Raw genomic sequence first — 21,537 nt, forward strand, 5'->3', positions numbered from 1 at the left:
CTTTACCGGTCCTCGGGTGGCTTTGGGGTGCAGTCAGCTTTGGCTGGCTGCACCTTTTCGCTTTCAACGTAAGGCGGGGGGTTTACCGCCGAAACGGGGGCGGGGATTTGAGTAACTACCGACGATCTTGAGAGTTTGAGTCCGAAACGGGGCTTATCGTCGGTAGTTACTTAAATTTTCTGGGTGATTCTGGCCGAAACGGGCCCAGGATTTGAGTAACTACCGACGATCTTGAGGGTTTGAGTCCGAAACGAGGTTTATCGTCGGCAGTTACTTAAAAGTCTGGGACACACAACACTGAAACAGCCACAAGATCTAGGTAACCACCGACGCAGAGAGGGATGTTGGCGTCGAGAAGCAACCCACAGCCAGCAGCAACCCCCAGAACCCTGCAAGTGTCACAAAAACCCCAAATGCAACACGAAACGCAGAAATCACTAAATTCACAGAAAACTCTACAGTAACTCCAGTTTTCGATCGATGACCTGCCGTGTTCGAAGAATTCCCAGGTAAATTATCACTTTATCCACTTGTGTCACTTTCGTAACACCGGGTAAGTTAAATCCGGTCCGCCGCAACGGCAGGATGCCCAACGACCCCGGATTGATGAGGACTTCAACACGTCATGACTAAGTCACGGACTTCCCGGCGCCTCTTCGGAGGCGTCGCCGCCACCGCCGCAGGCTTAAGCACCATCGCTGTTCCGGCCACCGCGGGTGCCAACGAGATCACGATTGATCTCGGCACCCTGGCCACCATCGGGCAGGAAAGCTCCTCTGGCAGCGGTGAGTCATCCTCCAACGAGGAGATCGTCAACGGCCTTATGAAGGCCGCCCGCAGCGTCACGGTCAACGGCAACAACCTCGGCTCCTCCAACTCCGCCACCGCGGCGGAAAACGACGCCGCCGAGGCCAACGCCGGCCGATCCACAAGCGACGCGAGCGACGCAAGCAACACGACCAACTCCGACACCGTCGTGGACCCGCAGGGCACCAAGCTCGAGGGCGTCGGCGATCAGTACACGGAGTACGAAGACGAGATCGAGGCCCTCGACCTCGCCAACGAGCGCCCCTCTGACAAGGGAGAGACCGCCGACGGCCGCACCGTCTACTTCCCCACCAAGGGACGTTTCACCTCCGGGTACGGCGAGCGCTGGGGCACCATCCACCGTGGCATTGATATCGCCAACTCGATTGGCACCCCGATCCGCGCGGTGATGGACGGCAAGGTCATCGCCACTGGCCCGGCGCAGGGCTACGGCAACTGGGTTGTCATCGAGCACGACCACGGCGAGAAGTCGATCTACGGCCACATGGCCAACCGGGATGTCGTGCCGGGCCAGTATGTCTCCGCAGGCGACAAGATCGCGGAGATCGGCAACGAGGGCCGCTCTACGGGCCCGCACCTGCACTTCGAGATCCATCCGACCGGCGACGGCGCCGTCGACCCCGTGCCGTGGTTCGCTGAGCAGGGTATTTCGGTCGACCAGGCACGCCAGTAGCTCACCACGTGGGGTGGAAAGCACTAGGGGAAGCCATCCCACAGATTTAGAGCTTGTCCATCGGCAAGCCGGGCATGATCATCAGGCGCACGATGCCCTTCGACCCGAAGTCGATCGTGGCGAAGGGTTTACCCGCCATGGAGGTCACCTCCGTGACCTTGCCTAGGCCGTATTTCTGGTGATTAACGCGGTCGCCAATCTCCAGCGAGAGCGTCGCACCACCCGCGCCGGCCTTCGGTAGGGTGCGCCGGCGTCGCTGCGCGGGCTTCGTGTTCCGGGTCATCGGCTGCGGTTCCGGTAAATCCCACGCGGACGAGTAGGTGCGCTGGGGTTCTTCTCGACGCCACTCAATCAGCTCCTCCGGGATCTCTTCTAAGAACCGGCTCGGCGGGTTTTGCGCCGGCGGGCCCCAGGATGAGCGCAGCATCGCCCGCGTGATGTAAAGCTGCCGACGGGCACGCGTGATGCCGACGTAGGCGAGGCGGCGTTCCTCGGAAAGCTCGTCTGGGTTCCCCAGCGAGCGGACGTGCGGGAACTGCCCGTCTTCGAAACCGATGAGGAAAACCACCGGGAACTCGAGTCCCTTGGCGGTGTGCAGGGTCATCAGGGTGACCACGCCTTGGTCTTCGTCGGGAATCTGATCCGCATCGGCCACCAGGGAGACGCGCTCGAGGAACGCCTGCAGCGAGCCGGGGCGGGCCTCTCCTTCCTCGAGTTCGATCTCGTCACCGTCCATGTCGGCATAGGCCATCTGGTTGGCGGCCTCGGAGGAGAACTCGCGGGCGACCGAGACCATCTCGTTGAGGTTATCCAGGCGCGTGGCGTCCTGCGGGTCGTTGGAGGCCTCGAGCTCCGCGCGGTAGCCCGTGGCATCGAGCACGTCGTTGATGAGCTCGCCTAAATCAGGCATGCCGGTGACCTCGTTGGTCATCGACGGCATGCGTTCTCTGATGCCGCTCATCATCTCGGTGAAGCGTCCGATGGCGTTCTTCGCGCGGGGGTTGAGGGCGCTGATCTGGTCGGCGGCGGCGTCGTGAAGCGCGCGTCCGAAAGAGATGCCGTGGTTGTCGGCGTGCAGCGCCACCTGGCCCTGCGCCTTGTCGCCGATGCCGCGGCGCGGGGTGTTGATGATGCGCCGCAGGCTCACCGTGTCGTCCAGGTTATCGAGAACCCTCAGGTAGGCGATGATGTCGCGGATCTCGCGGCGTTCGTAGAAGCGCGTGCCGCCGACCACCTTGTAGGAGATGCCGGAGCGAATGAAGATGTCCTCCAGCGCACGCGAGGCGCTGTTGGTGCGATACATGATCGCGAAGTCGTTGTAGCTCGCGCCCTCGTCGACGAGCCGGTCGATCTCGCTGGCGATGAACCGGGCCTCGTCATGTTCGTTATCCGCGACGTAGCCGATGATCTTTGCGCCCTCGCCGTGATCGGTCCACAGGTTCTTCACCCGGCGCCCCTCGTTGCGGGCGATCACGGCATTGGCCGCCGACAAAATAGTCTGGGTGGAGCGGTAGTTCTGCTCGAGCAAAATCGTGCGTGCCTGCGGGAAGTCCCGCTCGAACTCGAGGATGTTGCGGATGGTGGCGCCGCGGAAGGCGTAGATGGACTGGTCCGAATCGCCGACCACGCACAACTCCGGGGCGTCCTCCCCGTCCCCCACCAGCGAGCGCACCAGTGCGTACTGGGCGTGGTTGGTGTCCTGGTATTCGTCGATAAGCACGTGCCGGAAGCGGCGCCGGTAGTAGTCCGTGACCTGCGGGTGCTGCTGGAAGATGCGCACGACCTCGCCGATGAGGTCGTCGAAGTCGACGGCGTTGGCCGCACGCAGGCGACGCTGGTATTCAACGTAGACGTCGGCGACGGTGGTCTCAAAGGGGTTTTTCGTCTGCGCCGCCTGCTCGCGGGCGCTGTCCGGGCCGACCAGCTCGTTCTTGTGGTTGGAAATGGCATTCGCCAACGAGCGGGCGGTGAACTTCTTCAGGTCCAGGCCCATGTCCTTGCCGATCATCGTGAGCAGGCGGCGGGCGTCGTCGGCGTCGTAGATCGTGAAGTTCGAGTTCAACCCGGGCACCAGCTGGGCCTGCTGGCGCAGAATCCGCACGCACACCGAGTGGAACGTGGAGACCCACATCCGCTCGGCGACGGGCCCGACGAGCTCGCTCACGCGCTCGCGCATCTCCGTGGCGGCTTTGTTGGTGAAGGTGATCGCAAGCACCTGCCACGGCGCGACGCCGCGGTGGGCGATGAGATACGCGATACGCCGGGTGAGCACCGCGGTTTTGCCGGAGCCCGCCCCGGCGACGATGAGCAGGGGTGATCCGGAGTGTTCGACGGCGGCGGCCTGCTGTTCGTTCAGGCCTTGGGTGAGGGAATCACGTTCAGAATTCATATCGCTTGTTAAACCTACTACCCCACTCGTGAGCTCCCCGTGGAATGATGGGACGCATGAGTGAAGAGTTCGAGATCCGTGTGCCCTCGGGCACAGACGATCCACTGTCGGATGCGGAAATCCAGCGCTACCGGGAGGAGATCAACCGCCTCGACCGGGTCATCCTCGACGCGGTCAAGCGCCGCTCGCTGGTGTCGAAGGCCGTCGGCAAGACGCGCATGGGCTCGGGCGGGACTCGTTTCGTCCACACCCGCGAGGTGCAGATCATCAACCAGTTCCGCGACGAGCTCGGCCCGGAGGGCGCCGAGCTGGCCAACGTCTTGCTGCGGATGGGCCGCGGCCGCCTCGGCTAGTTCTCGGCGTCGTTCTCCGTCGAGTCGAGCACGACCTCGAACTCGAGCAGCTCCGCGTGCTCAGCGACGGGCTTCCGGTCGCCGCCGGCGTGCCCGGCGCGCCCGGCGCCTTCCCGCCAGGCGTCGTAGGATGCCTGATCGGCCCAGCGGGTGACAACGAAGTAGCGCTCCTCCCCCTTCACCGGCCGCAGCAACTGGAAGCCCTCGAAGCCGGGTTGCTCATCGATCGCTTGTCGACGAGCCCGAAACCTCTCCTCTAAAACCTCCCCCTTACCGGCGGGCACGGTAATCGCGTTGATCTTCACAATGCTCATGGGTGCTCCTTGTGATCATCCAGGTTTTAAGGCAGGGCGATGAACTTGGGCTCGAGGTATTCGTGGATGCCCTCGAAGCCGCCCTCGCGGCCGATGCCGGACTGCTTGACGCCGCCGAACGGGGCAGCCGGATCGGACAGCGCCCCCTTGTTGACCGCCACCATACCGGTCTCCACCCCCTCGGCGACGTTAAGCGCGTGCTCGAGGTTTTCCGAAAAGACATAGGCGGCCAGGCCGAACGGGGTGTCATTGGCGCGGCGGATCGCCTCGTCGTCACTGTCGAAGGTGGACACGGCGACCACGGGGCCGAAGATCTCCTCGGAGTGGATCGCGGCGCCCTCGCCGATGTCAGAGAGCACGGTGGCCGGGAAGTAGTAACCGCCCTCGGCCAGCCCCGTGGGCAGCTCGTCGCCCAAGTGCCGGGTGGCGCCGTGGGCCATGGCGTCGTCGACAAGCCGGCGGACCTTCTCCAGCTGGTCCTCGCCAGAGAGCGGACCATAGTCCGAGTTCGGGTCCGTGCCGGCGCCGAGGGTGAACTCGGAGATCTTCTCGGTGACGGCCTTGAGGAAGTCGTCCTTGATCGCAGAGTGCACCAAGAAGCGGTTGGCGGCAATGCAGACCTGGCCGGCGCCGCGCATCTTCGCGGTGGCCACGGCTTCGGCGGCGGTGTCGAGATCGGCGTCGTCCAACACGATGTAGGGGGCGTTGCCGCCGAGCTCCAGGGAAGTCTTGATGGACTTCTCGGCGGCCTTCGCCCCGAGCATCTGTCCGACCTCGGTGGAGCCGGTGAAGGTGAATTTGCGGAGGCGGTCGTCGTCGAGAAGCTTCGAGACGTTGCTCGACTTTCCCGTCGGCACGATGGAGACCACCCCGTCCGGCAGCCCGGATTCCTTGAGCGCCTTCGCCAAAAACAGCATGGTCAGCGGGGTTTTCGAGGCGGGCTTCAGCGTCATCGTGCACCCGGCGGCCAGAGCAGCGGCGATCTTACGCGCGCCCATCGCCAGCGGGAAGTTCCACGGGGTAATCGCCAGCGACGGCCCGACCGGCTGCTGGTGGACGATGATGCGGCCTGAGCCGGCCGGCGCGTGCCGATAATCGCCGCGAATCCGCGTCGCTTCTTCCGCGAACCAGCGGAAGAACTCCGAGCCATAGGCGACCTCGCCGCGCGAATCGCCCAGCGCCCGGCCGAGCTCTGCCGACTGCAGATACGTCAGCTCCTCGGTGTGCTCCTTTAAGTAATCGTGGGTGCGGCGCAGGATCTCGCTGCGCTCACGCGCCGGGGTCGCCGCCCACTCTTTCTGTGCCTCGCAGGTGGCGTCGAAGGCCTTTAGGGCATCCGCCTCGGAGGCCGAGGCGACCTCGGTAAGCGGCTGGCCTGTCGACGGGTTGAGGACCGTAAACGTCTTTCCACCTTCGGCGTCGACGAACTCGCCGTTGATAAACAGCTGTTTCGGGGTGTTATCGATCAGTGCGTGCAGATCAATCTCGGTATCGCTCATGCCCCCACTACTACCCGGTTTTGATTAGATTCGTTGTCAGGGACCTTTCCTACTGGCGAGACGCGAAGGAGCACGAACCCGCATGTCCGACATCACCCACTCTTCCGCCTGGGAGCGCCTGTCCTCCCTGTCGCACGATCACCCGCTCAACTTGCGCGAGCTTTTCGACGCCGACGCCTCCCGCGCCACCCGCTACACCCATAAGGCCGCAGGCCTGCGGGTTGACCTGTCGAAGAACCTCATCGACGACGACGTCCAGGCCGCCCTCATCGAGCTAGCCGAGACCGCGCAGCTGGGCGAGGCCATCGAGAAGATGTTCACCGGCGCGCACATTAACAACACCGAAGACCGGGCAGTCCTGCACACCGCCCTGCGCCTGCCGGCGGAAAAGGACCTCACCGTCGACGGCCAGGACATCGCCGCCGACGTCCACGAAGTCTTGGGCCGCATGCGTGACTTCGCCTCCGCGTTGCGCTCCGGCGAATGGCTGGGTCATACGGGACGCACGATCAAGAAGGTGGTCAACATCGGCATCGGCGGCTCCGATCTCGGGCCCGCGATGGCGACGCGCGCGCTGCGCTCCTACGCCACCGCCGGCATTACCGGCGAGTTCGTCTCCAACGTCGATCCCGCCGACATGACCTCTATCCTCGAGGGCCTAGATCCCGAGTCCACCCTGTTTGTCATCTCCTCGAAGACCTTCACCACCCAGGAGACCCTCGCCAACGCCCACGCCGCGAAGCGCTGGCTCATTGAGAAGATGGGTGGGGACGAATCGGCCGTCGCCAAGCACTTCGTCGCCGTGTCCACCAACGCCGAGAAGGTCGCCGAGTTCGGCATCGACACTGACAACATGTTCGGCTTCTGGGAATGGGTCGGCGGCCGCTACTCCCTCGACTCCGCCATCGGCCTGTCGCTGATGACCGTGATCGGCCCCTGGGACTTCATGCGGATGCTCGAGGGCTTCCACGCCATGGACGAGCACTTCCGCACCGCCGCGTTCCACGAGAACATCCCCGTGCTCATGGGGTTGCTGGGGATCTGGTACACCAACTTCCACGGCGCACATACCCACGCCGTGCTCCCCTACTCGGAGGATCTGGGCCGCTTCCCCGCCTACCTGCAGCAGCTGACCATGGAATCCAACGGCAAGTCCGTGCGTCACGACGGCACCAGCGTCTCCTACGACACCGGCGAAATCTACTTCGGTGAGCCCGGCACCAACGGCCAGCACGCCTTCTTCCAGCTCATGCACCAGGGCACCAAGCTCATCCCCGCCGACTTCATCGGCTTCGCCCGCCCCAAGCAGGACCTGCCCACCGCCACCGGCGAAGGCTCCATGCATGACCTGCTCATGGGCAACTTCTTCGCCCAGACGAAGGTGCTGGCCTTCGGCAAGACCGAGGCCGAAATTCTCGACGAAGGCGTCGACCCCACCCTCGCCCCACACAAGGTCATGCCGGGCAACCGGCCGACCACCACGATCCTCGCCGAGGAGCTCACCCCGGCTGTGGTGGGCGCGCTGATCGCGCTCTACGAGCACATCACGTTCGTCCAGGGCGTCATCTGGGACATCAACTCCTTCGACCAGTGGGGCGTCGAGCTGGGCAAGCAGCAGGCCAACGACCTCGCCCCGGCGGTCAGCGGCGCCGAGGACCCCAACTCCGGCGACTCCTCCACCGACGAAGCCATCACCTGGTACCGGTCGGTGCGCTAGGTTGTGGGGCCATCGGTCTAACTGTCTGTGGCCTTCACATTGCGGCCACAGGCTGCGGCCGGCGCTGCCCTTCGCCTGCTGTCCCTTAACAGTGAGGATTTGAGCAACGGTTCCCACGACCACGGCCAGGGTGGTCACCCAAACGTATTGGAGCTGAACGAATATACGAAAAGCCCAGCTCCCGAGAAAATGAGTCCACACACCGCGAATGCGGAGGTTTTACCCAGGCGTAGGTACATGAGGCGCACTGTCACCTAGGCCTGTCGCCTAAGGCCTCGGGTTTTTACGCACGTGCGTAAAACAGGGTCGGACCCCTCACTCTTCGCCCCAACAGGCCCACCGCAACGGCTCCGCAAGCAGAACAGTCCTAGGCCCTCTATGCCGCGGCATAGTGCGGACCGGGTTTTACGCACGTGCGTAATCGAAAATCAATGGATCCCGGGTAACTCATAGGTACACGAGACTCCATCGGAGTCACGGAGTCGCCCCCGCAAGCAGAACAGCCCCAGAATCCCTATGTCGCGGCATAGTGCGGGCCGGGTTTTACGCACGTGCGTAATCGAGAATAGATAAACCTCGGGTAACTCATAGGTACACGAGGAACACTGTCACCTGAGATCTCCGGCTCTACGCACGTGCGTAATCGAAAATCAATGGATCTCGGGTAACTCATAGGCGCGCGAGACACACCGTCACCTGCGCCGTGCAGCGAGCACTGATGCCGCCGCGTTCGGGGTTTACTGCAAGCTGGTGAGCCTGCTGCGCCGCCGAGGCCGAGACGTGGCAGCCGGTACCGGATGGCTGCTACCAACTACCCGGAAACCGCTCCAACCGTCTTGCCAAAGAATCACTACCAAAAAGACACGCCCTGCTATAGACCGCGCGGAGTTCTCCGACTAGATGTGCGGGCTCAGGATTTTCCTTTCCGGTTTCCCGAGCCCAAAGCATCCTCTACACAACGCTCACGAGAACCCTAGATCCGGATGCCGAACTGGGCAAAGAAGTCTCGCGCCTGCTGGACCACGGCCGGGTTGTGGATCAGCCCACCGATGCCGAGCGCCAGCCCGAGAGCTGCGACGAGTCCGGCCCCTGCTCCCGCGGAGCTAGAGCTCCCACCAGCAGAACCCTCCAGGCCCGCATCAATCTCATCAGCGCCTTCCGGCCCGCCCTCAAACACAACCGTCGCCGTGGCGGTGCGCGGGTGACCGGTGCCGTCGTCAGCCTCGGTGAGGGTGACCTCGACGGGCCCACGGCCAGAACCGCTTATAGCACCAGTGATCGTGCCCGCCGAAGCGTCGAAGTCCAGCCCCTCCGGCAAGCCTTTGACCTCGAAGGTGTCCTCGAGGAGGGGGTCGTTGCGTTCGAAGAGCTCGACGAGCTGAAGCGTCTCGATCGTCCCATCGTCCGCCACGCTAACCTCGGTGTTCTCCTTCGCCTTCAGCTCCGTCTGCAGGTCCGGGTCCAGCCAGCGCAAGGTGGTGTTCATGTAGCCGATCTGGTTGGCCACGGCGGGCTCGAGCAGGATGCCGATCGAGCCGTCTTCCTGGATCGCCATCGTGGTGTATCCGGTGCCTTCCTCACGGAAGGTCTTCTTCTTCGCCCAGGTCGCACCGTCGTCATAGGAGATGTGCAGCGTTCCGTTCACGCGCTGGCCGGTGGTGTCGGTATTGGAGAAGAGCAGCACCTTGGAGCGCAGCGTGCCCGGCGCGGCGTTCGGGAACGCCCGGATGAGCTGGGCGTTGTTGGCAGGATCGACGAGCGACTCGTCGATACGGTAGTCGCCCCAGGTCACGCCGCCGTCGCGGGAGATCGCGACGATGCGGTGCCCGGCGCCGTGCCAGGCCTGGGTGCGGGAGTTGAGCATGAGCGAGCCGTCGCTTAACTCTGCGACCTTGTTCTCGTCGAAGCGGATGCGCTCGCCGGCGATGCCCTGGGGGTCGGTGGGGTTGCCGGCCTGCCAGGTCTCGCCGTGATCGTCGGAGTACAGGGTCAGCGCGATGACGTCGTCGTTGTTGTTCTCCGGGATGCCGTTGCCGTTGGTATCGGTGATGCACGCGGCCTGCTGCAGCAGGCGCCCGGCGTGCGGCTCGGTTTTCTTCTGCGTGCCCGCCCCGGAGGTGGCGAAACACGATATGATCTTATGCTTTTCGACGAGCGGCCCGAGCACCTCATTGGTGATAATGCGCTGCTCCCAGGTGTGCCCGTTGTCGTGAGAGACAGCGAGCCCGAAGTTCACGGCGTGGGGGCTGTCTTCGTCGATGGTGCCGTCGTCACGCAGGGGGTATGCCGGGTTGTTGGCGAAGATCCCGGACTTCCGGCTGGCAACGAAGAAGTTGAAGATGGTGCCGGTTTCGCGGTCGACGACGTAGGAGGGATCGGAGAAACCGCGCGGGTCTTCGTCGCTGACCGCACCTTGGGCGACGACGGTTTCTTCCTCCCAGGTGGCGCCATTGTCTGTGGAGCGGCGCTGGTGGACGGAGTTCTCGTTCGGTGAGTCTCCCCCCGTCGGTCATGCCGTCGCGCGGGCGGTAGTCATAGGAGGCGAGCAGGTCGCCGTTGGGTGCGAGCGCGATCGCGGGGATGCGGATGTTGTAGTTCTCGCCGGTATCGCGCAAGAGGGTGAGCTCCGGCTCCCGCGGCTCAGCAGCGGGATCAGCATCCGCGTCGACGATCGACGTGGCCTCACCCGCCAGCGACGAGCTCAGGCTCGACTGCGCGGTAGCAATCGGCATCCCGGCCGTGGTGATCGCCAGCGAGGTAGCAACTATCCCGGCACAAGCTTTATACAGTTTTCCCATATTCGATGTGACTCCTTAGCTTTCCGGCCCACAAAGTGATGCGGGCCACTTTCAAAGCTAAGAGGTCATCAGACGTCTGTCAACAGACTTCACAGAACTTAAGAGTTTTTTTAGAAACGGATCATCGGCCGCCACCCGGCGGGGATCCGATCGCTCGGCACGATGCGCCGGCCGAACGGGAAGCACGTCACCGGAATCATGCGGATGTTGGCGATAGCCAGCGGGATGCCGATAATCGTGATGGCCTGCGCGGCCGCGGTGGTCAGATGCCCGATCGACAGCCACAGGCCGGCGATGATAAACCAGATCACGTTGGTGAGGGTGCTCAAGCCGCCGGCCCCCTTCTCGGGTTCGACGACGCTGCGCCCGAAGGGCCACAACGCGAACTTCGCCATCCGGAAGCTGGCCACGCCGGCCGGTATCGTGATGATGAGAATGCAGGCGAGGATGCCGAAAAACACATATGCAATCGCCAGCCAGAGGCCGCTGAATATCAGCCAGATGAGATTCAAGAGTAGATTCATACAATTAATCTTATCGGCGTTATGAGAACCACGAGTAGAACCGCAAGCGCCTCGGAAAGGACAACTCTGTAGTGCAGTCCCTTGTTGACTGGGTCGTCAGACTCACCGAAATCCTCGGCGCCCCGGCCGTGGGCATCGCCATCTTCTTGGAGAACGTCTTCCCGCCGATCCCCTCGGAGGTGGTGCTGCCCTTGGCGGGCTTCACGGTCTCGCAGGGCGATCTGAACTTCTGGTCGACGCTTATCTGGGCGACCATCGGTTCGGTCGCCGGCGCGTGGCTGCTCTATGCCATCGGCGCGTTGGTCGGCGCCGAGAGGCTGCGCCGCGTCGCGGACTGGATGTGGCTGGTGGAGGTCTCAGACGTCGATAAGTCGCTGAAGTGGTTCGACCGCTACGGCGGCGCCTCGGTGTTTATCGGGCGTTTCATCCCCGGGGTGCGTTCGCTCATTTCGATTCCCGCCGGCATCGACCGGATGAATCTTCTCACGTTCACGCTCTGGACCACGGCCGGCTCGGCGGGGTGGAACGCCCTGCTCATCGGCGCCGGCATGTGGCTGGGTGAGTCTTATGATGTGGTCGAGAAGTATGTCGGACAGTACTCGACCGTCGTCTACAGCATCTTGGCGCTCATTGCCGTCGGCGTGCTGATCTATCTCATCCGCCGCTCGCGGAAAAAGAAGAAGGCGCCGGCTGACAGTGAGGACACCACCAAATAACGCGCTCCGTTCCGCTCGAGCCGAGAAAAGACTGCTCGATGAGCGTGCCACAGCGCCGGCACGGACGATGGTTGCGGCCGAAGACGTAGGAGTTTTCGCCGGCGCGGCGCACACCCGTCGTCACGCGAATCGGCGAGTTCCTATTCGCCGTAATCAGCCTATGCGACAGCTCCACCACCGCGCGGGCGTCGACCTCGCGCATGGGCACCGCCGGATGCACCCCGGCCAGAAAGCAGATCTCGGCGCGGTATTCGTTACCGAGACCGGCGATCACGCGTTGATCCAGAAGCGCCAGCCCCACCGGCCTTAAGGGGTCGGCGGCAAGTCGTCGGGCGCCGTCGTCGATATCAAACGCCGGGTCGAGGATGTCGGGGCCTAAGTAGGCGATGCGCTCGGCGTACTCGCTGACCGGGTAGACCTCCACGAGACCGAGCTCATGGCCGACGATCTCGATGGGCCTAGGCTTCGGTGCGCCCTCGAAGCGCAGCACCACCCGGGCGGTGTGGCCGGGTTTGCGCCACTTATCGCCGGCGAGGTGCATCGACCAGGTGCCCTCCATCTTGAGGTGCGTATGCAGAATCTGCGTACCGAACTGCATATGCAAATGCTTGCCATAAGGCCAGATGCGCTCGCAGGTACTGCCGTCGAAACGCGTGGTGGCATAGCGCGGCACTCGCAGCGAGGTGGAGAGCACCTCGCGGCCGACTAAAAACTGCAGTCGGCGCGAGAGCTGATAGACGGAATCTCCTTCGGGCATGTCGGCGAGGTTACGCCCCGGCGGCGATGAGGGCAGCGAGGGCGTCGATAAGCGGGCGCGCCGCGGGATCCGGCGAGCTCAAACGCACCCGCGCTTCCCCCGGCACCCCCAGGCCCATGACAGCGAGCGCGCTGGTCGCATCGACGGTGGCCGAGCCGTAGCTCAGCTGCACGGGCAGCCCGGAGGCCGCGGCAGTATCGGCGAGCAGCCCGGCGGCGCGCGCCTGCAGCCCATCGCCGGCGGGCACGGTTACCTCGCGGCTCAGCGCGGTCTCGCTTCGCGACGGCCCCGCCACCTCCACAATCCGCGCCACGTGCAAGGTGAGGTAGGTGATTTCATCCTCGGTGAGTTCGGCGCCCATCCGGATCTCGATGAGCGTGGCCAGATCCCGGGCACACCGGTAGGCCTCGGGGTGGGTGGTGCGAATCGCGTGGGCGATCGTGCTCGGCTCGGAGTCGAGCTGGGCATGCTGGTGGATGCGCACGAACAGATAGCGCAGGTGGGTAATAAAGCGCCCGACGTTGACCGTCGAGGTCTCCAAGTCGATGCCGAAGCTTTTGCCCACCGCGTCGATGAGCTGCTGGAGCACCCCGGTCATGGTGTAGGTAAACGACAGATCCCCGGTGGAAAAACCCGCGTTGACCAGGTGCAGGGTGATCGCGACGGCCTCGTCTTCCGGAAGCTCACGCTGCCCGCGGCGGCCGATCACGTCGTTGACATAGGCCACGATCGTTCGCGCCTGGGCGTATTCGCGGGCGTAGAGGTGTTGTACCTCGCTCAGCAGCGGGTAGGCGATGGTGGTGCGCGTCTGCGCGCGCTCGAGCGCGAAGTGGAGGTGATCGGCCAGGCCCATGAGCAGCGTCGGGCTGGTCAGGCTCGCCTCCGGCAGGTCGGTGGCGCGCAACGCATCGGCGGCCAGCGTGAGCAGCTCGATGGGGATCTCGGCGAGCAGCTGGCCTAAATGATCGGGGTCGCGGCCATCGGCGGGGATGAAGAGGCGGTGGATTTTGGCGTCGTCAAGCACGTCTCCGGCACGGGCGCCGAAGCCGAGGCCCCGCCCGGTGGCGATGACCTCGCCGCGGGCGCCCGTGGCCAGCACGACATTGTTGTTGAATACGCGCAGGATCTTCATCCGCTTCGCTGAACCGCCTTAGGTGCTAGGCGTTGGCCTCGGCCGCCTCCTCGGCTTTGGCGACGGTGATGACCGGGTCCCCGGCGGCGACCTGTGCGTCGGTGATCGGGGTGACCGTGCCCAGCTTCTTGCTGTTGGTGACGGTCACGATCGTAATCGGGCTGTAGCCGGCGCGGGCAATCGCGGCCAGATCCACCGTCGCGAGCTTCTCGCCGGCGGCCACCTGCTGCTTCTTCTCGACGGCCACCGCAAAGCCCTCCCCGTCCATCTTGACGGTATCGACGCCCACGTGCACCAGGATCTCGATCCCGTCGTCGGTGCGCAGGCCAAAAGCGTGCCCAGTCTTCACGACCGTCATCAGCGTGCCCGCCGCCGGCGCCACAATATCGACCGTGCCTTGAGACTCCGGCACGATACCGACGCCTTCGCCCAGCGCGCGGGAGGCGAAGACCTTATCGCCGGTCTCCTCCAGCGTGACGACGTTGCCGTCCAGCGGTGCGGCCACCACGGCATCGGTGGCGGTGGTGTCGGTGTCGGCGTCGGCAGCGGCCTGCGCCTCGCGGGCTTCGCGGGCGTCGCGGGCAGCACGGAACTCAGCGCGCTCCTCGGGGGTGCGGTAGTCGGTAAGCACGATCGCGAACATGGCGACGAAGAAAGCGACGGCGATGGCGATGGCGTAGGTGGCCATCGGGTTAAAGACCGGGATGGTCAGAAGCGAGGTGAAGGCAAAGACGTCGGTCTGCACGCCGTTGCTCGGCAGCCCCAGGACCGCGATGGTGAGACCACCGGCGAAGCAGCCAAGCAGCATGCGCGGATAGATACGCTTAAACCGCAGGTGAATGCCATAGAGCGAGGGTTCGGAGATGCCGCCGAACAGGCCGGCGCCCAGGGCGCCGAAGGAGGTCTGGCGCATCTGGAAGTCCCGCTCGCGCAGGGAGATGAACAGCACGCCGGCGGTGGCGCCGAAGCAAGCAAAGTTCCACGCGCCCATCGGGCCCTGGATGAAGTCATAGCCCAGGGTCTGGAGGTTGATGAGCATCAGCGCGTTCAGCGGCCAGTGCAGGCCCAGCGGCACGAGGAACGGGTAGAGCATCGGGATGAGGATCGCGAAGACAAAAGGCGCGTTGGTGTTCATCCACGACAGGCCCACGCCCAGGCCGTTGCCGAGCCAGATGCCCAGCGGGCCGATGAGGAACGCGGTGACCGGGATCATGATCGCCATGGAGATAAAAGGCACGAAGACGAGGTGCACCATCTCCGGGATGATCCTCTTCAGCCCCCGGTAGAGCAGCGCGAGGATCGCGACCATGATCAACGGCACGAAGACCTGGCCGGAGTAGTCGTTGAGCTGCATCGGCAGACCGAAGATGTCGGCGACGCACTGCTCGGTGCCCAGTTGCTCGTTGAGGGTGCAGACGGTGCCGGCGGCGTCGCTAAGATCCGCGAAGTTCGGCGTCATCACCGCCGCCATGATCACCCCGCCCAGCCAGGGGTCGACCTTGAGTTTCGAGGCCGCGTTATACGCCACCAGGATCGGCAGGAAGTGGAAGACGCTGGACCACATGGCGTCGACGAACACCCAGCCGGCGGCCTTGTCGTCGGCGCGGAAGTCGATCGCGCCGAGGGCGTCCAGGAAGGAGGCGAACGCGATGATCAGCGAGGCTCCGAGGAGCACGCCGATGATCGGGCGGAAGGAATCGGCGAGGTATTCGAAGAAGTTATCCAGCCAAGCGCTCTTCCCCTTCGCCTTGGCGCGCTGCTCGGCTTTGATGTCAGCGTCCGACTTTTCCTGCGCGCCCTTCATCTCCGGGAGGTTGCGGATGGCGGCGTAGGTCGATTCGACCGCCCCGCCCATCACGATCTGGAGGCGGTTACCACCCTGGTCGAGCACGCCGAGGACCTCGGGGATCTCGTCGAGCGCACTCGTATCCACCTCCCCGGCATCCACCAGCTGCAGGCGCAACCGGGTGGCGCAATGCGTAAAACTGCTGATGTTCCCGGGCCCGCCCAGCTTCTCGACGATCTCCCGGGCCGTATCAGTCCTCGTGGCCATGACCGTGTCTTTCTTGTTCTTGCAGAAATCGTTTTCCCCAGAGACGACAAAAGACCCGGAGCGAGGCACGTGTGTGTTTCACCCCAGGTCTTGCCTTCCCTGAAAGGGAAGTAACAACCCTGCTTTAATTGGTGTCAACGCACAGTATAACTGGTCAGTACCTGTGAAACAAGTGCGTGCGAGCCCAACACCGGCTCCTAATCGTCGAAGCTCAAGCCCCGCGAAGCCTCCGCATCCGCCAGCTTTTCGATAGTCTCCGAGACGCTTCGCCCGCGCCGGCTTACCCGCGGAGCCGCGGACTTCGCGGAGATCCGCACCCCGCGCGGGGTGATGGTGGCGCCGGCGCGGCGCATGACGTCGAGCTTCGCGGACTGCAGCACCGCCTCACCGTCGATCTTCTCGATGACCAGCGCCGACAACGCATTCTTCGCCACCGCCGCCTGCAGGGCGGCGATCACCATCGCCAGCAGCCCGTCGCGCTCAACGGGGAGGCCGTCCGGCAGACCGTCGAAGAATGTGCGCAGTGTCTTGCCGCCGCGGGTGAGGTGGGCGGCGAGGAGTCCGTCGATAAGCACGACCAGCGCGCCGGCCGCCCGGCTCGGCCCCTTCTCCGGCCAGGCCAGGCTGGCGCCATAGGGGTTGGCGGGGTCGGTGGCGGCGAGGACGTAGACGGCCGGGTCCTGGCTTCCCGACGGCCACCCGCTCACCTCCGGGCTGTCGGAGTAGCTGCGCAGCCTGTCGATGATGGCGGGGGTCGAAAACTGCGCTGCGCCCAGACCGTCGATCAGGTAGCCGCGCAGGGCCTTGCCGGCGGCCTCGAATTCGCTGAGCACCTTGTAGGCGAGGGCGAAGCCGCCGGGGACGTTCTCGGCGACGACGGAGCCGCGGGTGACCACGCCGTAGCGCTCGAGCCAGCTTTCGCCGCGGGTGAGGGAGCGCTCGGTGGCGTCGTCGGCAGGCGTATCGACCAGCGAGAACCTGCCCACCATATCCGGCGGGATCTGCTGGCGCGGGATCCCGGCGCGGCCCATGCGCACCCGCGAGCGCGCCGGCCGGCGCCGCGCCCGATGCGCCGTGCGCCCACCGCTAGAACTCCCGCCCGCGAGCCGGGCGCGCACCGGGGCGAAGCTGTCGAGGGCGACGAGGCCGGCGTCGATAAGCCCCCAAAGCGCTTCGCGCACCTCGTCGGTGGTGGCGGCGAGATCGCGGCTTAAGTCCGGGAAGGGAAACGCCCCTCCCCCGCTGAGGCGCTCGAGGATGGCGTGCTGGGTCATCGACAGCGTCGGTTCTTCGGGGGTATCCAGCAGGAAAGGCGCCATGTCGGCGGGCAGCAGCATAATCCAGGGGTCGCGGCTGCCGGCCTGGCCGGCACCGACGACGAGGACTTCGCCGGAGGCGGTGAGTTCGTCGAGATGCGCGGGCGAGTAATTGCCCACGCGCGCCGGCAGGATCAGCGTCTCCCACGCGCTGGCCGGCAGGCGCAGCCCGGCGAGTTGTTCGATGGCTTGGAAGGTGCCGTCGGCGCCGGCGAGTTCGGCACGCGTATCGACGGCCGCCACCTGCTGCCACCCTGTGAGGAAACGGGCGAACGCGGACTGGCTCACGGGCCGCGTCTGCGAGCGCGCCGCCGCCAGCGAGCGCGAGCGGATGACCTTGAGCACCTCGCTGGCGAGGTATTCGGGCTCGTCGATGCCCTGGCGGTAGCGGCCTTCGACGATTTTGCCGGCGTCGAGAAGCGGGCGCAGCGCGGTGTGGGCGGCGCCGGCGCCGAGACCGAAGGCGTCGGCGAGCTCGCGCAGCACGAAAGGCCCGCGGGTGCGCGCCCAGCGGCTGATGAGCTGCTCGAGGGCGTCGGTGATCGTGGCGGTCTGCGCCGGCACGCCCGGCGGGACGGGCACGCCGAGGCCGTCGCGCAGAAGCGGCGCGTCGGGAACCTGGGCGAGGTGGTCACGCCCGCCAATGCGCACGCTCATGATGCGGCCGTCGAGGATCTTAAGGAGCTCTGCGGCCGTGGTCTCGAAGGCGGTGTGTTCGCCAATCCTCGCGGCCTCGACGGGGCCGACGATACGCAAAAGGTCCGCGACCTCCTCCGGGTTGCGCGCTCGGTGGCGCCACTGCAGCTGGTCGTGGACTTCGGCGATGATGCCGGGATCGAGCAGGTCGCGCAGTTCCACGGTGCCGAGCAGCTTCGCGAGCAACGCCGGATCCAGCGCCAGCGCCGCGGCACGCTTCTCCGCGGCGGGGGTATCGCCTTCGTACATGAACGCGCCGGTGTAGTTGAACAGCAGCGACGAGGCGAAAGGGCTCGGGGTGTCGGTGGTGACCTCGGCGACGCGGATGCGCCGCAGGCTGAGTTCCTGCATGACCTCGGTCAGCGCCGGCAGGTCGTAGACATCGCGCAGGCACTCGCGAACGGTTTCTAAGATGATCGGGAAGCTGGGGTAGTGCTTGGCGACGTCGAGTAGCTGCTCCGCCCGCTGGCGCTGCTGCCACAGCGGGGCACGTTTGCCGGGATTGCGCCGGGGCAACAGCAGCGCGCGGGCCGCGCACTCCCGGAAACGGGAGGCGAACAGCGCAGATCCGCCGACTTGCTCGGTGACGATCTGCTCGATGTCGTCGGCGTCGAACACAAAAAGCGAGGCATCCGGCTCCCGGTCGGCCTCGGGGAGGCGGATGACGATGCCGTCATCGCCGGCGACGGCCTGGGCGTCCATGCCGGTGGTCTCGTTGACGCGGTGGCCGACGGCGAGCGCCCACGCTGCGTTGACACCTTTGCCGAACGGGGTGTGCAACACGACGCGCCAGTCGCCGAGCTCGTCGCGGAAGCGCTCAAGCACGAGGGTCTTCTCGTCCGGCAGCACCCCGGTCGCCTCAGCTTGCTCATCCAAGAACTGCCTAAGGTTGGTGCGGGCCTTCTCGTCGAGATCGTTGGTGTTGGCGGTGCCGGCGTGGGCGGCTCGTCGAAAAGCGCCGAGCTCCTTGCCGAGCTCATAGGGCCTGCCCGGGCCGTCGCCGCTCCAAAACGGCAGGCGGCCGGTGTGACCGGGGGCGGGGGTGACCTGGACCTGGTCGCGGGTGATGTGCTCGATGCGCCAGCTGGATGCGCCCAGGGTGAACACGTCGCCGACTCGGGATTCATAGACCATCTCCTCGTCGAGCTCGCCCACCCGGCGCGGTGAGCCGGACCCAGCGCCCTCCTCCGTCGAGCCGACGAGGAAGACGCCGAACATGCCGCGATCGGGAATCGTGCCGGCGTTAGTCACCGCGACGCGCTGCGCACCGGGCCGAGCGCTGAGCAACCCCGTGGTGCGGTCGTAGACGACGCGGGGTTTCAGATCGGAGAAGTCCGTCGAGGGGTAGACACCGCTGGCTAAGTCGATCACGGAGTCGAAGACCTCGCGCGGCAGGTCGCGATAGGCGTAGGCGCGGCGGGCGAGATCAAAAAGGTCGTCAGCGGTGATATCTCCGGCCGCCACCGTGGCGACGACCTGCTGCACCAACACGTCGAGCGGGTTCTGCGGGACCTTGAGCTCCTCGATCGCGCCGGCGCGCATGCGCTCGACGACGACCGCCGACTGCACCAGATCCGAGCGGTGCTTCGGGTACATGATCCCGTGCGATACGGCGCCGACCTCGTGCCCGGCGCGCCCGACGCGCTGCAGTCCGGAGGCCACCGACGGCGGCGCCTCGACCTGGACCACCAGATCGATCGCGCCCATGTCGATGCCGAGTTCCAGCGAGCTCGTGGCCACCACGGCCTTCAGCGCGCCCTCTTTGAGCAGGCGCTCGGTCTCGGCGCGCTCATCCTTCGACACCGACCCGTGATGCGCCCGGGCGATGACCGCGTCGGCCTTGCCGGCGACATCGATGGACTTCATCAGCTGCGCCGGGTCGCGACGCAGCGGCGCCGACAGCGCCTCCGGATCGTTCTGCTGCGCCCAAATCTCGTTGAGCCGGCTGGTCAGGCGCTCGGCGGTGCGCCGGGAGTTGACGAAGATGAGCGTCGAGCTGTGCGCCATGACGTCGTCGTAGAGGTCGGCCTCGATAAACGGCCAGATCGACGACTGCTGTGGCAGCGCGGACTCGGCGGTATCGGTTCTGCTGGGCCCTTCGGCAGGGTCCTGCTCGAGTGGCTCGGCGAGGCCGAGCGGGTCGCCGATGACCGCCTCGCCGATCGTCGAGCCCTGCTCGGGTACCGGCAAATCCGCCATGTCCTCGACCGGCACGCGCACCGCGAGGTCCCAGCGCTTCTGCGCCGGCGGGGCGATGATCTCGACGGGCCGGTCCCCGCCTAAGAACTTCGCCACGGTATCCAGCGGGCGCACGGTGGCCGAGAGCCCGATGCGCTGGAACTCGCCGGCGACCTTCGCCAGGCGCTCCAGCGTCAAAGACAGATGCACCCCGCGCTTCGTGCCGGCTAGGGCATGGATCTCGTCGACGATCACGGTATCGACGTCCTCTAAGATGCCGGCCGCCTTCGAGGTGAGAATCAGGTAGGCCGACTCCGGGGTGGTGATGAGGATATCCGGCGGGCGGCGCAGCTGGCGGGCGCGTTCCGACGCCGACGTATCCCCCGAACGCACCGCCACCGTCACATCCGGCAGATCCAGGCCGAGCCGCTGCGCGGTGCGCGCGATTCCGGTCAAGGGGGCGCGCAGGTTGTTTTCGACGTCGACACCCAAAGCCTTCAACGGCGAGATGTAGAGCACCTTGACCCCACCTCCACTGCGACCGGGGCCCGAGCCGTCGCTCGGGCTGCCTACCGGCAGCGCCTGCTGGCCGGCGCGTTCGACCAGCGAGTTCAGCGACCACAAAAACGCCGCGAGCGTTTTGCCCGAGCCGGTCGGCGCGACCACCAGAGCGTTCTCGCCATTCGAGATCGCCTGCCAAGAACGGGCCTGCACCTCGGTGGGTTGGGTGAAGACGTCCCGGAACCAGCCGGCCACCTGCGGGCGGAAGCGGTCCAGGATCTGTTCGGTCATGCTGCCCAACTTAATAGGTGTGGCTAGACTGTTTTTCATGACCGCCCAGTACTCCGATTCCAGGCTGACCGACCTGCTCGCACAGGGCACCGGCGAGATTCTTAAGGGTGTCCGCGGGGTGGGCTTGCTCCGCGGCCGTGACCTCGGCGAGGCCGGCGATGACCTCGCCCAGAACTGGATCGCCCGCGTGCTCGCCCAGCACCGTCCCGACGATGGCTTCTTGTCCGAAGAGGCCGCCGATAACCCGGAGCGTTTGTCCAAGGACCGGGTCTGGATCATCGACCCGCTCGACGGCACGAAGGAGTTCGCCACCGGCCGCCAGGACTGGGCGGTGCACATCGCGCTCGTCGAAAACGGCCGGCCCACCCACGCCGCGGTGGGGCTGCCGGATCTAGGTGTGGTGTTCTCCTCCTCGGACGCCCGCCACGTCGAGGGGCCCTTCGCCCGCAAGATCATCGCCTCGCGTAACCGCCCGCCGAAGGTGGCCAACCACATCGCCGAGAAACTGGGCTTTACCTCCGAAGGTTTCGGCTCCGCGGGCGCGAAGGCCATGCACGTACTCTTGGGCGATCATGACGCCTACATCCACGCCGGCGGCCAGTACGAGTGGGACCAGGCGGCGCCGGTGGGCGTGGCGCTGGCCTCGGGCCTGCACGCCTCCCGCCTCAACGGCGAGGAGCTGCGCTACAACAACCGCGACACCTACATCCCGGACCTGCTCATCTGCCGCCCCGAACTCGCCGACGACATCCTCTCCCTCGCCTCCGACTACTTGGATGAGCACGGGTCGTTTCTGAAGTAG

The 21,537-nt window shown here is 65.4% G+C and carries 13 protein-coding genes and 1 pseudogene; 5 read left to right on the forward strand and 9 right to left on the reverse strand.

Going from position 1 to position 21,537, the window contains the following annotated elements:
- Nucleotides 1-625 precede the first annotated feature (625 nt).
- The gene (locus C3B44_RS08095) at nt 626-1,501 is read left to right on the forward strand and encodes a M23 family metallopeptidase (protein ID WP_108431932.1); all 876 of its coding nucleotides are present in this window, start codon (nt 626-628) and stop codon (nt 1,499-1,501) included.
- A 46-nt stretch (nt 1,502-1,547) separates the two neighbouring features.
- Here C3B44_RS08095 and pcrA read toward each other — a convergent pair whose 3' ends face one another.
- Nucleotides 1,548-3,890 carry a DNA helicase PcrA gene (gene pcrA, locus C3B44_RS08100; RefSeq protein ID WP_108431933.1) on the reverse strand — a complete coding sequence of 781 codons (2,343 nt, stop codon included), beginning with the start codon at nt 3,888-3,890 and terminating at the stop codon, nt 1,548-1,550.
- Nucleotides 3,891-3,946: 56 nt separating this feature from the next.
- Here pcrA and C3B44_RS08105 point away from each other — a divergent pair, with 56 nt between their 5' ends.
- Complete coding sequence (locus tag C3B44_RS08105) at nt 3,947-4,243, forward strand: chorismate mutase (RefSeq protein WP_108431934.1); 297 nt, start codon at nt 3,947-3,949, stop codon at nt 4,241-4,243.
- Here the strand turns inward: C3B44_RS08105 and C3B44_RS08110 are convergent.
- Nucleotides 4,240-4,557, reverse strand: coding sequence for an antibiotic biosynthesis monooxygenase family protein (locus C3B44_RS08110; RefSeq protein WP_108431935.1), 318 nt, complete (start codon nt 4,555-4,557; stop codon nt 4,240-4,242). The genes C3B44_RS08105 and C3B44_RS08110 overlap by 4 nt on opposite strands.
- 26 nt (nt 4,558-4,583) lie before the next feature.
- On the reverse strand, nt 4,584-6,056 hold the full coding sequence (locus C3B44_RS08115; RefSeq protein WP_108431936.1) for an NAD-dependent succinate-semialdehyde dehydrogenase: 1,473 nt from the start codon (nt 6,054-6,056) through the stop codon (nt 4,584-4,586).
- 82 nt (nt 6,057-6,138) lie between these two features.
- Between C3B44_RS08115 and pgi the strand changes: the two genes are divergently transcribed.
- The gene (pgi, locus tag C3B44_RS08120) at nt 6,139-7,773 is read left to right on the forward strand and encodes a glucose-6-phosphate isomerase (protein ID WP_108431937.1); all 1,635 of its coding nucleotides are present in this window, start codon (nt 6,139-6,141) and stop codon (nt 7,771-7,773) included.
- Nucleotides 7,774-8,746: 973 nt separating this feature from the next.
- Here the strand turns inward: pgi and C3B44_RS08125 are convergent.
- Nucleotides 8,747-10,252: pseudogene (locus C3B44_RS08125) on the reverse strand (sialidase family protein); the annotation flags it as partial.
- A 429-nt stretch (nt 10,253-10,681) separates the two neighbouring features.
- The gene (locus tag C3B44_RS08135) at nt 10,682-11,095 is read right to left on the reverse strand and encodes a YccF domain-containing protein (protein WP_108431940.1); all 414 of its coding nucleotides are present in this window, start codon (nt 11,093-11,095) and stop codon (nt 10,682-10,684) included.
- A 71-nt stretch (nt 11,096-11,166) separates the two neighbouring features.
- Between C3B44_RS08135 and C3B44_RS08140 the strand changes: the two genes are divergently transcribed.
- Nucleotides 11,167-11,811 carry a DedA family protein gene (locus C3B44_RS08140; protein ID WP_108431941.1) on the forward strand — a complete coding sequence of 215 codons (645 nt, stop codon included), beginning with the start codon at nt 11,167-11,169 and terminating at the stop codon, nt 11,809-11,811.
- Here C3B44_RS08140 and C3B44_RS08145 read toward each other — a convergent pair.
- From C3B44_RS08145 to C3B44_RS08160, 4 genes are all read right to left on the reverse strand, one after another.
- The gene (locus C3B44_RS08145) at nt 11,750-12,568 is read right to left on the reverse strand and encodes a DNA-formamidopyrimidine glycosylase family protein (protein ID WP_108431942.1); all 819 of its coding nucleotides are present in this window, start codon (nt 12,566-12,568) and stop codon (nt 11,750-11,752) included. The genes C3B44_RS08140 and C3B44_RS08145 overlap by 62 nt on opposite strands.
- A 10-nt stretch (nt 12,569-12,578) precedes the next feature.
- Nucleotides 12,579-13,700 carry a PRD domain-containing protein gene (locus C3B44_RS08150; RefSeq protein WP_108431943.1) on the reverse strand — a complete coding sequence of 374 codons (1,122 nt, stop codon included), beginning with the start codon at nt 13,698-13,700 and terminating at the stop codon, nt 12,579-12,581.
- Between the two features lie 25 nt (nt 13,701-13,725).
- The gene (locus C3B44_RS08155) at nt 13,726-15,753 is read right to left on the reverse strand and encodes a glucose PTS transporter subunit IIA (RefSeq protein WP_108431944.1); all 2,028 of its coding nucleotides are present in this window, start codon (nt 15,751-15,753) and stop codon (nt 13,726-13,728) included.
- Between the two features lie 197 nt (nt 15,754-15,950).
- Complete coding sequence (locus C3B44_RS08160) at nt 15,951-20,735, reverse strand: Lhr family ATP-dependent helicase (protein ID WP_108431945.1); 4,785 nt, start codon at nt 20,733-20,735, stop codon at nt 15,951-15,953.
- A gap of 37 nt (nt 20,736-20,772) precedes the next feature.
- Here C3B44_RS08160 and C3B44_RS08165 point away from each other — a divergent pair, with 37 nt between their 5' ends.
- On the forward strand, nt 20,773-21,537 hold the full coding sequence (locus C3B44_RS08165; RefSeq protein WP_108431946.1) for a 3'(2'),5'-bisphosphate nucleotidase CysQ: 765 nt from the start codon (nt 20,773-20,775) through the stop codon (nt 21,535-21,537).

It is taken from the genome of Corynebacterium yudongzhengii, assembly GCF_003065405.1.
GTDB lineage: Bacteria > Actinomycetota > Actinomycetes > Mycobacteriales > Mycobacteriaceae > Corynebacterium > Corynebacterium yudongzhengii.

Bases quoted from the DNA above. Each gene is read 5' to 3' on its own strand.
- C3B44_RS08115 (WP_108431936.1), bottom strand. From the start codon at position 6,056: ATGAGCGATACCGAGATTGATCTGCACGCACTGATCGATAACACCCCG.
- C3B44_RS08150 (WP_108431943.1), bottom strand. From the start codon at position 13,700: ATGAAGATCCTGCGCGTATTCAACAACAATGTCGTGCTGGCCACGGGC.
- C3B44_RS08135 (WP_108431940.1), bottom strand. From the start codon at position 11,095: ATGAATCTACTCTTGAATCTCATCTGGCTGATATTCAGCGGCCTCTGG.
- C3B44_RS08110 (WP_108431935.1), bottom strand. From the start codon at position 4,557: ATGAGCATTGTGAAGATCAACGCGATTACCGTGCCCGCCGGTAAGGGG.
- C3B44_RS08145 (WP_108431942.1), bottom strand. From the start codon at position 12,568: ATGCCCGAAGGAGATTCCGTCTATCAGCTCTCGCGCCGACTGCAGTTT.
- C3B44_RS08160 (WP_108431945.1), bottom strand. From the start codon at position 20,735: ATGACCGAACAGATCCTGGACCGCTTCCGCCCGCAGGTGGCCGGCTGG.
- C3B44_RS08095 (WP_108431932.1), top strand. From the start codon at position 626: ATGACTAAGTCACGGACTTCCCGGCGCCTCTTCGGAGGCGTCGCCGCC.
- pgi (WP_108431937.1), top strand. From the start codon at position 6,139: ATGTCCGACATCACCCACTCTTCCGCCTGGGAGCGCCTGTCCTCCCTG.
- C3B44_RS08165 (WP_108431946.1), top strand. From the start codon at position 20,773: ATGACCGCCCAGTACTCCGATTCCAGGCTGACCGACCTGCTCGCACAG.
- pcrA (WP_108431933.1), bottom strand. From the start codon at position 3,890: ATGAATTCTGAACGTGATTCCCTCACCCAAGGCCTGAACGAACAGCAG.
- C3B44_RS08105 (WP_108431934.1), top strand. From the start codon at position 3,947: ATGAGTGAAGAGTTCGAGATCCGTGTGCCCTCGGGCACAGACGATCCA.
- C3B44_RS08155 (WP_108431944.1), bottom strand. From the start codon at position 15,753: ATGGCCACGAGGACTGATACGGCCCGGGAGATCGTCGAGAAGCTGGGC.